Here is a 12,521-nt window from a genome sequence, read left to right as displayed (position 1 = left end):
TCATAATGACCTCATGGCAGACAGAAGCGGTGGGCGGACCACTCCGGCTCGGCAAAGAATGAAGACGCTCACCCAGGCGGCGTTGAACGCCGACAAGACTGTGGAGCAGGTCGAGGATGTGCTCGACGGCCTGGGCACCTCGCTAGTGGAGCTGAATAAGTCACTGGCTGCGCTCAACGGCACCGTAGAGCGGCTGGAGGCCGGCCTGGACCATCTGGACGGCACCCTGGTGAGCCTGGACGACCTGGCCAAAAGGCTATTGACGGTGCTGCAGCCGGTGGAAGCCATTCTTGAGCGGATGGACAACATCGTCAGCTGGGGCGAGACGATGATGACGCCGCTCAACATGACCGAGCACGTGATGCGCGGCATGCTGGACCGGCTGCGCAATCGAACCGTGCACTAATTGCCGACGAGCGCGCAGCGCACGGCGCGACATTGGCTGGCGAAGAACCGTTGTGACACCGCGGCATTGGGGACCAGCAGGTCGAAGGCGTGAAAAGCGCCGGGGATGATCTCTTGCTGCACCGGCACCCCGGCCTTCCCTAACTGCTGGGCGTAGTCGAGGCACTCCCGGTGGAACAGGTCCAGCGTGCCGACGCCGATCCAGGCCGGCGCGAGCCCGGACAGGCTCGCGCGACGCGCGGGCGCGGCCTCGGCCGGATCCGCGCCGCCCAGATACCAGCCCCAGGCGATCTGATTGTCCCGTTCCGACCACATCACCCGGGTCTTGCCGTCCGGGGATGCGCCAGTGCGGTCGTCAAGCATCGGGTAAACCATCAGCTGCAGCGACAGTGCGATTTCGCCACGGTCACAAGCGAGTTGGGCGACTGACGCGGTGAAGCCGCCGCCCGCGCTGGCGCCCCCCACCGCCAGCCGGTGAGGGTCGACCCACGGTTGACGGGCGAGCCACTGCAGCGCGGCGTAACAATCCTGCACCGGCACCGGGTAGGGATGTTCGGGCGCTAGCCGGTGCTCCACCGCGACGACGGTGACGTCGGTGGAGTTGGCCAGCTTGCGGCAGTACTTGTCCTCCTGCGCCGCGGAGCCCATCACCGTTCCGCCGCCGTGAATCCACAGCAGCGCGGGTCCGGGGCGCCTGGTGGATACTGGTCGATGCACGCGGACGCTGACGTGGCTGTCGACCTGCGCCACCTCGACGTCGCGCATCGCACCGATTTTGCCGGCCAGGCCCATCAGCGCGCGCGGCAGCGTGATCCCCCGGTGCAGCGCGTAACCCTTCGGCAGGATCCGGGCGATCCTGCGCAACTCGGGGTCGATCTCGGCATAGTCGACGGTTGTCATGGGTTTGCGCCTACCGCTACGGCCGCAACTCGTAGTCGGCGGGGTTGGCTTGACGGGTCCATTTCCAGTAGTCGACGATCCGCCCGCCGTACAGAGTCGGCAGCGCACCCGACGAATTTTTGTAGTAGCTCGCCACTTTCGGGTGGGAATAGACCATGGTGCAGCCTGTCCTGGTTGTTGCGATGGTACTCCGCGCACACGTCGGCGCGCGGCATCGCCGACCTAACACCCGCGGTGAGCACCATGTCGATGCACGCCATGACGTAGCGCATCTGGCACTCGGAGTTGTACATGATGCTTGCTCCGTTGACGGCGTTGGTGCCTGGCCCATACATGCAGTAGAAGTTGGGGAATCCGGGCACGGTGACACCCAGGTACGCGTACGGGGCGTCGCCCCACACGTCGTTGAGGGCAATCCCGTCAAGGCCGCGGACGTTGATCGGGCCGAGTTGGTGGTTGACGTCGAATCCCGTCGCCCAGACCAGGATGTCGGCCGGGCGATGTACACCGTCGACGGTGGTGACCCCGTCCTCAGTGATCTCGGCGATACGGTCGTTGATCAGATCGACGTCGGGCCGCTGTAGCGTTGTGATCCAGGTTCCATTGTCCTGCAAGGTTCTTTTGCCCAGCGGCGGGTAGTCCGGGACGACCTTGGCCAGCAGTTCCTCGTCGTCGGTGAACGCCCGCATCCACGCGATGAAGATGTCCCGGATCGCCTGGTTGCTTTCGCTGCATGACTTGCCGCCGGTGTCCCAGGCAGGGTCGATCAGACCTTGTTCGCGGATGGCGTCGGTGAGCGGCCACCAGGACACGAACCGCACCCAGCGCCCGTAGTAGGGCAGGTGCCGGATGGCCCACTGCGCGCCCGCGCCGACCGGCTCGTGGTAGTGCACGTTCGGAGCGATCCACTGCGGTGTGCGCTGATAGACGTCGACGTGCGCGGTGGTGTCCGCGATCGCGGGGACGAGCTGGAATCCGCTGGCGCCCGCGCCGATCACGGCAACCCGCCGACCGGCGAGGTCGATGGCGTCCGGCCATTGCGCGGTGTGGAACGCCGGGCCGCGGAAGTCGTTGGCGCCCTTGATGTCCGGGATTACCGCGTTGCTAAACTGGCCGACCGCGCAGATCAGCCCGCGGGCGGTGAGTGTGTCCGAACAGCCGTCGGCATCGCGGATCTGCACCTGCCAGGTAGCCGTGTGGTCATCCCACGTCGCGGCGGTGACTTCGGTGGAGAAGCGCACGTGTGGGGCGATGCCGTGTTTGGCCATCACGTCGGTCAGGTATTGCAGGATCTCGGGTTGTTCGGAGTACAGGTGGGTCCAGTGGTCGGTGGGCTCAAAGGAATACGCGTAGTACTGGTTGGCGATATCGACGCGGCAGCCCGGGTAGCGGTTGGCCCGCCAGGTGCCTCCCACTCCGTCCTGCTTCTCCACGATGGTGAACGGCACGCCCGCCTGTTTCAGTTTGATTCCGGCCAGCAGGCCGGCCTCGCCGCAACCCACGATGACGACCGGGAATTCGCTGCGCTGCCGGACAGTGGACGCCAGCGCGGGCCCGTACTGGTCTTCGTCGGTGAACCGCAGGTCGGCGGCGACGTAGTCGAAGTACTCGTCGGTGACCTGTCCTGCAGTTATGACGTCCAGCATCACCCGGATCTGTTCGCCGGTGGGAACGAACGGCGCTGGGCAACCGCGATCGCGGTAGTCGCGCACCACGTCGAAGGCGCGCTCGCGCACGATCCGCTTGTCGGGCTCGCTCATGCCGCCCTGCAGGTCCATCGCAATCAGCATGAACGGTTTCGGCAGTTCCTCGAGCAGGCTGATGTCGCCGGTCATGTGGACCATCGACATGAGCAGGGCAGGCACGCTGGCCTGCTCGATAGCGGCGCGAATGACGTCATCGGAGTCGTTGAACGGCAGACCGATCAGCGCCTGAACATCCGATTCGCGAGTGTGAGGCAACGTCGACTCAGCCATGCCTCACCATACATTCCCTCACGCACGTATGGTCAACCTTGGGCAGGTTCGTCGGTGCACCGTTTATGATCCGGTTATGTCTGTCAACGCGGCGGTCGGCTAGCAATGCGCAGCCATGGATGGTCGGGCGACACCCCGGGCTCCGACGAGGAAGCGATCAGCCGCATCCTCGACGCGGCGGAACGACTTCTCGTCGAACGGGGGCCGTCACTGCGGATCGCCGACGTGGCACGGACTCTCGGTGTGACACGCCAAACCGTCTACCGCTACTTCCCGAACGCCGAACAACTCATCCTGACCACCTCGATGCGTTCGGGAGACGGCTTTCTCGAGCAACTCGCCGCGCGCGTGCGCGGACTCACCGAACCCGTCGACGCCGTCGTGGAGGGCATGGCGTTCGCGGTGGAGAAGCTGGCCGACGATCCACGAATCAACTTCATCCTGACCAATCGGCCCGGCGGCAAGGTCACCACCGCGATCGCCTCGGACACCGCGTTGACCTTCAGTCGTTCGATGTTGCACCGATTCGATGTCGACTGGGAGGCACACGGTTTCGACGAGGCCGCCCTCGACGAATTGTCGGAGTTCAGCATCCGGCTGCTGTACTCGTTCCTCACCGAACGCGATACTCGAAGGCCGGATGAGTTGCGCCGATTTCTGGCCCGCTGGGTCGGGCCGGCGATCATGTATCCACGACTGGCCGGCGCACTGGAACCGATAGCGAAAACGGCCGTCCCCGCGCCTCGATCGCACCGCCGCACGGCATCCTGAAACGGGCACCCATGTCCACCGTCGTCGCCTTCCACGCCCACCCCGATGACGAGGTAATCCTCACCGGCGGCACCATTGCCAAAGCCGTCGCGGACGGGCATCGGGTGGTGGTCGTAACCGCCACCGACGGGCGGATGGGCAACGAGGACGATCACATCCGTCTAGACGAATTGCGTTCGAGCACCAGATCTCTCGGCGCACATCGGACGGAGTGCCTGGACTACGCCGATAGCGGGTACGGGCCCGACTTCTACGCCGACCCACCCGGCCGGGTCCGGTTCGCGCGGGCCGATGTCGACGAGGCGGCGCACCGTCTAGCCGCGATACTCATCGCCGAAGAAGCCGAACTGCTACTGAGCTATCAAGCCAACGGCGGTTACGGCCACCGCGACCACGTGCAAGTGCATCATGTCGGCCAGCGGGCAGCCGAAATAGCTCGCACGCCAAAGCTTCTCGAGGCGACAATGCCGCGCGAAGTGCTGCAGCGGGTCGGCGATGTGTGCCGGGTGCTGCGGCTGCCGCCGCCGTACGATCCGGAAGTCGTCGGCAGCGCCTACACCGTGGGCGCGAGCATCACCCACCGGGTCGACGTGCGCCGATTCGCGCGGCAGAAGCGCGATGCGATGGCCGCACACCGCTCGCAGCTGGGTAGCGGCCTGAGTGCACGGGTTTACGGCGCGCTGTTGCGACTGCCGCCCCCGGTGTTGGGTGCGGTCTTCAGGTACGAGTGGTTTGTCGACCCCTCGGTGACGCCGGGAACGCTGCGCGACAACATTTTCGATGGTCGCTCACATCTTGGTTGATCGTGCCAGGACGAAGCTGTAGAGGCCGTAAGTGATGAATCCGGTGCTGGCGGCGATCAGCATTGCCATCCCGAAAGGTTGAGCCCCCAGCGTCTTGAGCGCCCCGTCGAGCCCGGTGGCCTTTGCCGGCTCCGAGCGCCACGCCGCGAGGACCACCAGCAATCCCGTCGCGGCGAGCACCACGCCCTTGCCCACGTAACCGGCCACCCCGAGTCGGCGAACCAGCTTCCCGGGCCTGTCGGTGAGATCGTCGACAAACGTGCGAGCGGCGCCCTTGTACACGTGGTAGGCGCCCACCGCGACGACGCCAATGCCGCAGCCGACGAGCGCGACGGTGCCGGCAGTGGTCCGCATCAGGCGCGCGCTCATCGCCAGGCTCTGCTCGCCGGTGGACTTGCCGGCGCCGCGGGCGAATCCGAATGTGGAGTAGGCGAATCCGAGATAGACCACCGCGATCCCCAGCGACTTTGCGCGGTCGGTGATGCCGGGTGTGGCGTCTGGCGAATCACGGTCGATCGAACGCCCGAGGATGGTTTCGACGATCCGCCACAAACCCAGCGTCGACAGCGCGACGGCGGCCAGCCACAGGGCGGCGGGCCCGCCCGGTCGGGCCGCCAGGGTGGCCAACGCACCGGACTGGTCGGCGGTACCGCCGTCGCCGAGGGCGATGCGGATGGCCAGGTACCCGATGATCAGATGCAGCAGACCGGAGACCACGAACCCGGCGCGGGCGAGTCTTTCGAACACGCCGTTCTGGGCGACCTGCGCCGCGGTGGCCGACGTCAGGCCTCCAGGCATCGCGTTTTCTGACACAACAGACTCCCTCCGTGTGCAGGGATTGCCCGCTATCCGCTGTTGCGTAACGCGCTTGCCAACCCGTTCATCGTCAGCAGGATGCCGCGCTGCACCAGTTCGTCATCCTCGCCGGATCGATAACGCCTCAGTAACTCGACCTGCAGATGGTTGAGCGGCTCCAGGTACGGGAACCGGTTGAACACCGAACGCGCCAGGGCCGGGTTGTCGGCCAGCAGGTCCTCCTCGCCGGTGATGCGCTTGTACATTGCGATGGTGCGCTTGTGCTCGTCGACGATCTTGTCGAATACCCGGATCCGCAACGATTCGTCGTCGACTAACCCCGCGTAGCGCGAGGCCAGCCCCAGATCGCTCTTGGCCATCACCTGGGCCATATTGGACAGCACGCTGCGGAAGAACGGCCACCGCTCGTAGAGTTCGTGCAGCACCGCCAACCGCTCGTCTTCGCTCTGGGGTCCCGCTGCGATCCACTGCTCGAATGCGGCCCCGGTGCCATACCAACCGGGCAGCATCACCCGCGATTGGCTCCACGCCAGCACCCAGGGGATCGCGCGCAGGTCCGAGATCGACTCGGTGGGTTTGCGGGAACTCGGCCGGCTGCCGATGTTCAGCGATCCGATCTCGCTAACCGGTGTTGACGCCTTGAAGTACTCGACGAAACCCGGTGTGTCGTGGACCAATTCGGAATAGGCCTGCTGCGCCAGGGTAGCCACCTCGTCCAGCACCGCGTACGCCTGCTCGGCGAAATCGCCCAGACCCTCGACGTCCAGCAACGTCGACTCCAGGGTCGCGGCCAGCAAGCTCTCCAGGTTGCGTCTCGCCATCTGCGGTTCGGCGTACTTGGCCGCGATCACCTCGCCCTGCTCGGTAAGCCGCAGCGAGCCGTTCACCGCCCCAGGTGGCTGAGCCAGGATCGCCTGATAACTGGGCCCACCCCCGCGCCCGACGGTGCCGCCACGACCGTGGAAGAGCCGCAACCGGATTCCACCTTTGCGGGCGGCTTCCACCAGGGCCAGTTCCGCTCGGTACACCGCCCAGTTGGCGGCCAGGTAACCACCGTCCTTATTGGAGTCGGAGTAACCCAGCATCACTTCCTGCATGTCTCCGCGGGCGGCCACCATGCCCCGGTAGAGCGGAAGCTCGAGCGTCGCCCGCAGGATCGCGGCTCCGTTGTGCAGGTCGTCGATCGTCTCGAACAGCGGCGAGATGCCCACCGGGCAGTACGGTTCGCCTCCGGAGGCGTCCAGCAGGCCGGCCTCCTTCATCAGAATCGCCGCCTCCAGCATGTCGGACACCGATCGGCACATCGAGATCACATAGTTGGGAACCGCTGCGGGACCGTAGGTTTCGACCGCATGGGCGGCCGCACCGACGATCTCGAGCTCCTTGCGGGCCAGCTCGGACAATCCGGTGCGGTCACCGATCAATGGCCGACGGGTGCTCAGTTCAGCCACCAGCAGCTCAACCCGCTCGTCTTCGGGCAGCGAGGCGTAGTCGTCGTGAACGCCGGCCCAGGCCAGCAGCTCGGCGACCACCTCCTCGTGCACATCGGAGTTCTGTCGAAGGTCCAGGCCGCTCAGGTGGAAACCGAAGACGTGCACGCTTTCCCGCAGCAGCGCCAGCCGGTCGTCGGCCAGCAGCGCACTGCCGTGCGTGCGCAGCGATGCGTCGATGGTGTCCAGGTCGGCCCGCAACTCCCCCGGCGTCGGGTAGCCGGACAGACCAAGGTTGAGCAGGTGCAGCGGTTCCTCGTCGAGAATCTCGGCGGCGGTGGCGCTCAGACGGGCACGGATCACCCGCAGCGCACGCCGGTACGGCTCGTCGTCACGCGCCTTGTCGTGGCAGCCGGCGGCGAGCTCGGCCAACTCCGGCGTCACGTCGAGCAACCGCGACGACATCGACAGCTCCTGCTCGAGGTGGTCGAGCTCGGTGAGGTAGTGGGACAACGCGGTGTAGGCGGCGCTGCCGGTGGCCAGCCGAACCACGTCGGCGGTGACGTTGGGGTTGCCGTCGCGGTCGCCGCCAATCCAGGATCCAGGCTGCAGTATCGGGGTGGACAGCAGGTCGGCGTTGGGCCAGCGGGCCCGCAGCGCGTCCCGGACTTCGGCGTTGACCTTCGGCAGCACCTCGAAGAACGCCGACCGGTAGTACTGCAGCCCCACCGCGATCTCGTCGGTGATCTGCAACCGGGACAGCCGGATGATGGCGGTCTGCCACAGGGTGAGCACCTGACGGCGCAACTCGAGCTCGACGCTGCGACCGGAGTCGGTCTCGGTGTGGCCCTCGGCATGTAGGCGCATCAGCTCGGTGATGCGGTGCTGGGTGACGAATACGGTGCGCCGCCGAGTCTCGGTCGGGTGGGCGGTGATCACCGGCGCGACCAGCGCGCCCCGCAGGGCGTCGGCCACAGTGGTCGAATCCAGGCCGGCGGCGTCGAGTTTGATGTAGGTGGCGGCCAGGCTGCTGTCCTGCGGTGGCTCACCCGCTGCGACGTGAATGTTGCGGCGGCGTTCCCGGTGGATGTCCTCGGCCACGTTGGCCAGCAGCGCGAAATGGGTGAACGCCCGGATGACCGGAATCGCCTGGTGAATGTCGATGCCGTCGAACATGCGTGACACCTCAGCGCGGTCGATCTCGGAGCGCCTCACCCGGAATGACTCCACTCGTGCCCGCTCGACCAGGTCGAAGACCTCCTCACCGTTCTGCTCGCGGACGGTGTCGCCAAGGATGGCCCCGAGCAACCGGATGTCGGCCCGCATGGGCTCGGTGGCCTCGCGGCCCAGCTTGGTCCGGTGGACATCGCCGATCGGCTCAAGAGCGGTGTCGGAAGCCTCAACCATGGGTCCCAGTATTAGCGACCGGGGCGGTCGGCGCCTGTCATCGGGTGATCGTTCGGTACGCTGCCCGGTATGGAATTGGCCCTGCAGATCACGTTGGTGGTCACCAGCGTGCTGGTGGTGTTGCTGGTGCTGCTGCACCGCGCCAAGGGCGGCGGCCTGTCGACGCTGTTCGGCGGCGGTGTGCAGTCCAGCTTGTCCGGGTCGACCGTGGTGGAGAAGAACCTCGACCGGTTGACGCTGTTCATCGTCGGTATTTGGCTGGTCTCCATCATCGGCATGGCGCTGCTGATCAAGTACAAGTGACGCTCTGGTGAGCTATCCGCAGCAGCCATATCGCCAGCAGCCGTATCGGCCGCCCTACCCGAACTATCCGCCCGGCGCGCACCAGCCCCACCAGCCTTACCAGCCTCCGCAGGCCCGGCCACCAGTCCCCCAACCCTATGGCCCACCCGGACAGCTACCCGCCGGGGCTGGCGGCATCGGCGTCACCACGCGCTACTTCCCGCTGGGTTTCATGCTTGCTCTCGTCAAGCCGAAGGTCTTCATCGACGGCTACGAGATGCCCCCGGCCGGGTGGGGCCGCACGATGCTGCCGGCCCAGCCCGGCCGGCACCACGTGCACGTCCACGTGCCGTATTTCCTGCCGTCAAAGATCGGGCCGGCCGACGCGGTCGTGGATGTACATCCCGGTCACGTAGTGGAGCTGGAGTACAAGGCGCCGGCGTGGTCCTATAGCGCCGGCTCACTCGGAACACCGCCGCAGAGCTTCAACGGTGTGGGCCTCACCGTCGCGGTGATGGTGGTGCCGTTCGCCGTGCTACTGCTCTTCCTGTTGCTGACGATACTGATCAGCCTCTGACGAGCAGGGGCTACGGCAGCGGACCGCCGGCCGCGATCGCCGCCAGCGTCGCGAACTGTTCGCCGTCCAGCGACGCGCCCCCAACCAGTCCGCCGTCGATGTCCTGCTGCGCGACGAGGTCGCCGACGTTCTTGGCGTTCACCGATCCGCCGTAGAGCACCCGAACCGTCTCGGCGATTTCCGGCGAGGCCAGCGACGCCAATTCGGTACGGATCGCCGCGCACACTTCCTGGGCGTCGGCGGAGCTGGCGACTCTCCCGGTGCCGATCGCCCAAACCGGTTCGTAAGCGATGACGACCTTTTCGATCTGCTCCTTGGACAGTCCGGCCAACGAGCCGCGCAGCTGTTCGACGTTGTGCGACACGTGGTTTCCGGCCTCGCGTACCTCCAGGTGCTCCCCGATGCAGACGATCGGGGTGAGCTCGTGCTTGAGCGCGGCGGCGGCTTTGGCGGCCACCAACGCGTCGTCCTCATTGTGATAAGTCCGGCGCTCGGAGTGCCCGACCACAGCGAAGGTGCAGCCCAGCTTGGCCAGGAATGCACCACTGATCTCACCGGTGTAGGCGCCGGAGTCGTGTTGCGAAATATCCTGCGCCCCATAGGTGAGACGCAGCTTGTCGCCGTCGACCAGGGTCTGCACGCTGCGCAGGTCGGTGAACGGCGGGATCACCGTGACGTCGACTTTGTCGAAGTACTTGTCGGGCAACGCGAATGCGATCTTCTGCACCAAGGCGATCGCCTCAAAATGGTTGAGGTTCATCTTCCAGTTGCCAGCGATCAGCGGCTTGCGGCTCACAGGTCTTCGCCTCTCTATTCTTGATCGGGCTGGGGTTTGCCAAGCACCTCGATGCCGGGAAGTGACTTGCCCTCAAGGTATTCCAGCGATGCTCCGCCACCGGTGGAAATGTGCGAAAAGGCGTCCTCGGGAATACCCAGCGCTCGGACAGCGGCGGCCGAGTCGCCGCCACCCACCACGCTGAACGCGCCTTTACCCGTCGCCGCGACGATCGCCTCGGCGATACCGCGGGTACCCTCCGCGTAGTCGGGGAATTCGAAGACTCCCATCGGCCCGTTCCAGAAGACGGTCCTGGCGTTGCGGAGCAACGTGGTGAACCGCTTGACGGAGCCTGGGCCAATGTCCAGCCCCATCAGGTCATCGGGAATCTTGTTGGCGTCCACTGTTTGTGGCGGGGAATCGGCGGAGAACTTCTCGGTCACCACGATGTCGACGGGAAGTCGCAGCACGTCGTGGTAGGTCTCCAGCAGGTCGCGACAGGTCTGCACCATTTCCTCTTCGAGCAATGACTTGCCAACCGAATGACCTTGCGCAGCAAGGAATGTGAAGCACATCCCGCCACCGATCACGATGCTGTCGGCCTTCGTCGCCAAGGACTCGATGACGCCGAGCTTGTCGGACACTTTCGAGCCACCCAGTACCACGGCGTAGGGCCGTTCGGTGGAGCTGGTCAACTGCTTGAGCACCCGGATCTCGTCGGCGACCAGCTTGCCGGCGTAGTGCGGCAGCAGCGTCGCTACGTCGTACACCGAGGCTTGCTTGCGGTGCACCACTCCGAACCCGTCGGACACGAAAGCCCCACCGGGTGAAACCAATTCGGCGAGTTGCTTGGCAAGGGCCAGGCGTTCGTCGTCGTCCTTGCTGGTTTCGCGCTTGTCGAAGCGGATGTTCTCCAGCAGCAGGATGTCGCCGTCAGTCAACCCCTCGGCGCGGGCCAGCGCGTCCGCGCCGACCACATCACCGGCCAACTGTACGTGCCGGCCCAGTTGTTCACCGAGCGCCGCCGCCACCGGCGCCAGTGAGAATCGGAGATCCGGGCCGCTTTTGGGGCGGCCTAGATGCGCGGTGACCACCAGCTTGGCGCCGGCATCCAGAAGTGCTTTCAGCGTCGGCACCGATGCGCTGATACGTCCGGGATCGGTGATGTTGCCGCCGTCGTCTAGCGGCACGTTCAGGTCGGAGCGCACCAACACGCCGCGACCCGAAACGCCTTCGGCGAGCAGGTCATCCAGAGTTGGGACGCTCACGGCTAGAGCGACTTGCCGACGAGGCCGACCAGGTCGATCAGCCGGTTGGAGTAACCCCATTCGTTGTCGTACCAGGACACCACCTTGGCCTGGTTGTCGATCACCTTGGTCAGCCCCGAGTCGAAGATCGAGCTGTGCGGGTCGGTGACTATGTCGCTGGAGACGATCGGGGCGTCGTAGTACTTCAGGATGCCCTTCATGGGTCCGTCGGCGGCGGCTTTCATCGCGGCGTTGATCTCGTCAGCGCTGGCCGACTTCGACAGCTCCGCAGTCAGGTCGGTGACCGATCCGGTGGGAATCGGCACCCTCAGCGCGTACCCGTCGAGCTTGCCCTTGAGTTCGGGCAGCACCAGACCGATGGCCTTGGCCGCACCGGTGGAGGTCGGCACGATGTTGAGCGCGGCCGCACGCGCTCGGCGCAGATCCTTGTGCGGGCCGTCCTGCAGGTTCTGGTCCTGGGTGTAGGCGTGGATGGTGGTCATCAGGCCTTTGACGATGCCGAACTCGTCGTTGAGCACCTTTGCGATGGGTCCGAGGCAGTTGGTGGTGCACGACGCGTTGGAGATGATGTTCTGGCTGCCGTCGTACTTGTCGTCGTTGACGCCCAGCACGATGGTGATGTCCTCGTCGGTGGCCGGCGCGGAGATGACGACCTTCTTGGCCCCGGCGTCCAGGTGGCCCTTGGCTTTGGCGGCGTTGGTGAAGATACCGGTCGACTCCACCACGACGTCGACCCCAAGATCGCCCCAGGGCAGCGCAGCCGGGCCTTCCTTGACTTCGAGCGCCTTGATCCTGTTGCCGCCGATGACGATGGTGTCGTCGCCGTCCAGGCTGACATCCTGGGGCAGTCGGCCGAGGATTGAGTCGAACTTCAGCAGATGCGCCAGCGCGGCGTTGTCGGTGAGGTCGTTGACCGCCACCACCTCGATGTCGGCGGCCTTGCCCTGCTCCTGCTGGGACAAAAGGGCGCGGTAGAAGTTGCGTCCGATTCGACCAAAGCCGTTGATGCCAACTCGGACCGTCACGTGTCTCTCCTTATGTCTTCTGTGTCCGCTGATTCAGCGCTCGTGGTCAGCCTAGAACAGGGCTGTCACCGGTGCTGGGGCGGTAA

General features: G+C 65.6%; 11 protein-coding genes and 1 pseudogene. 5 read left to right on the top strand and 7 right to left on the bottom strand.

Translation table 11 applies throughout. The features are described from left to right. Window positions 1–13: 13 nt before the first annotated feature. Complete coding sequence (locus H0P51_RS12215; RefSeq protein WP_180918303.1) at window positions 14–406, top strand: ATPase; 393 nt, start codon at window positions 14–16, stop codon at window positions 404–406. Here the strand turns inward: H0P51_RS12215 and H0P51_RS12210 are convergent. Both H0P51_RS12210 and H0P51_RS12205 read right to left on the bottom strand, forming a co-directional pair. Next, on the bottom strand, window positions 403–1,305 hold the full coding sequence (locus H0P51_RS12210; RefSeq protein WP_180918301.1) for an alpha/beta hydrolase: 903 nt from the start codon (window positions 1,303–1,305) through the stop codon (window positions 403–405). The two genes, H0P51_RS12215 and H0P51_RS12210, sit on opposite strands and share 4 nt — an antisense overlap. 16 nt (window positions 1,306–1,321) lie before the next feature. Then, window positions 1,322–3,281: pseudogene (locus H0P51_RS12205) on the bottom strand (flavin-containing monooxygenase). A 105-nt stretch (window positions 3,282–3,386) separates the two neighbouring features. On the opposite strand from H0P51_RS12205, the gene H0P51_RS12200 reads away from it, so the two are divergent. Together H0P51_RS12200 and H0P51_RS12195 are read left to right on the top strand one after the other, a co-directional pair. Then, on the top strand, window positions 3,387–4,052 hold the full coding sequence (locus H0P51_RS12200) for a TetR/AcrR family transcriptional regulator (protein WP_180918300.1): 666 nt from the start codon (window positions 3,387–3,389) through the stop codon (window positions 4,050–4,052). An 11-nt stretch (window positions 4,053–4,063) separates the two neighbouring features. After that, on the top strand, window positions 4,064–4,855 hold the full coding sequence (locus H0P51_RS12195) for a PIG-L deacetylase family protein (RefSeq protein ID WP_180918298.1): 792 nt from the start codon (window positions 4,064–4,066) through the stop codon (window positions 4,853–4,855). Here the strand turns inward: H0P51_RS12195 and H0P51_RS12190 are convergent. Further along, complete coding sequence (locus tag H0P51_RS12190) at window positions 4,841–5,653, bottom strand: DUF1206 domain-containing protein (protein ID WP_180918916.1); 813 nt, start codon at window positions 5,651–5,653, stop codon at window positions 4,841–4,843. The two genes, H0P51_RS12195 and H0P51_RS12190, sit on opposite strands and share 15 nt — an antisense overlap. Before the next feature lie 47 nt (window positions 5,654–5,700). After that, complete coding sequence (ppc, locus tag H0P51_RS12185; protein WP_180918296.1) at window positions 5,701–8,508, bottom strand: phosphoenolpyruvate carboxylase; 2,808 nt, start codon at window positions 8,506–8,508, stop codon at window positions 5,701–5,703. A gap of 69 nt (window positions 8,509–8,577) precedes the next feature. On the opposite strand from ppc, the gene secG reads away from it, so the two are divergent. Both secG and H0P51_RS28485 read left to right on the top strand, forming a co-directional pair. Beyond that, window positions 8,578–8,811 carry a preprotein translocase subunit SecG gene (gene secG, locus H0P51_RS12180; protein WP_180918294.1) on the top strand — a complete coding sequence of 78 codons (234 nt, stop codon included), beginning with the start codon at window positions 8,578–8,580 and terminating at the stop codon, window positions 8,809–8,811. Between the two features lie 7 nt (window positions 8,812–8,818). Further along, window positions 8,819–9,367, top strand: coding sequence for a hypothetical protein (locus tag H0P51_RS28485; RefSeq protein ID WP_246398575.1), 549 nt, complete (start codon window positions 8,819–8,821; stop codon window positions 9,365–9,367). Between the two features lie 10 nt (window positions 9,368–9,377). On the opposite strand, the gene tpiA is transcribed toward H0P51_RS28485, so the two are convergent. Genes tpiA through gap form a run of 3 tightly spaced genes read right to left on the bottom strand, consistent with a single transcriptional unit; the run spans window position 9,378 to window position 12,435 of the window. Then, complete coding sequence (tpiA, locus tag H0P51_RS12170) at window positions 9,378–10,163, bottom strand: triose-phosphate isomerase (RefSeq protein ID WP_180918292.1); 786 nt, start codon at window positions 10,161–10,163, stop codon at window positions 9,378–9,380. Between the two features lie 14 nt (window positions 10,164–10,177). Then, window positions 10,178–11,410: a phosphoglycerate kinase gene (locus H0P51_RS12165; RefSeq protein ID WP_180918290.1), complete on the bottom strand. Its 1,233-nt coding sequence runs from the start codon at window positions 11,408–11,410 to the stop codon at window positions 10,178–10,180. Between the two features lie 2 nt (window positions 11,411–11,412). Beyond that, window positions 11,413–12,435, bottom strand: a complete 1,023-nt coding sequence (gap, locus tag H0P51_RS12160) for a type I glyceraldehyde-3-phosphate dehydrogenase (protein WP_180918288.1) — start codon at window positions 12,433–12,435, stop codon at window positions 11,413–11,415. Window positions 12,436–12,521 lie beyond the last annotated feature (86 nt).

This window comes from Mycobacterium vicinigordonae (assembly GCF_013466425.1).
Classification (GTDB): domain Bacteria; phylum Actinomycetota; class Actinomycetes; order Mycobacteriales; family Mycobacteriaceae; genus Mycobacterium; species Mycobacterium vicinigordonae.
Note: the sequence above shows the minus strand (reverse complement) of the source record. Positions and strands in the feature narration are given on the sequence as shown.

What these genes read in the sequence shown, in the direction of transcription:
- secG (WP_180918294.1), top strand. Translation starts at nt 8,578, where the DNA reads ATGGAATTGGCCCTGCAGATCACGTTGGTGGTCACCAGCGTGCTGGTG.
- H0P51_RS12200 (WP_180918300.1), top strand. Translation starts at nt 3,387, where the DNA reads ATGCGCAGCCATGGATGGTCGGGCGACACCCCGGGCTCCGACGAGGAA.
- H0P51_RS12195 (WP_180918298.1), top strand. Translation starts at nt 4,064, where the DNA reads ATGTCCACCGTCGTCGCCTTCCACGCCCACCCCGATGACGAGGTAATC.
- H0P51_RS12215 (WP_180918303.1), top strand. Translation starts at nt 14, where the DNA reads ATGGCAGACAGAAGCGGTGGGCGGACCACTCCGGCTCGGCAAAGAATG.
- ppc (WP_180918296.1), bottom strand. Translation starts at nt 8,508, where the DNA reads ATGGTTGAGGCTTCCGACACCGCTCTTGAGCCGATCGGCGATGTCCAC.
- H0P51_RS12190 (WP_180918916.1), bottom strand. Translation starts at nt 5,653, where the DNA reads ATGCCTGGAGGCCTGACGTCGGCCACCGCGGCGCAGGTCGCCCAGAAC.
- H0P51_RS12210 (WP_180918301.1), bottom strand. Translation starts at nt 1,305, where the DNA reads ATGACAACCGTCGACTATGCCGAGATCGACCCCGAGTTGCGCAGGATC.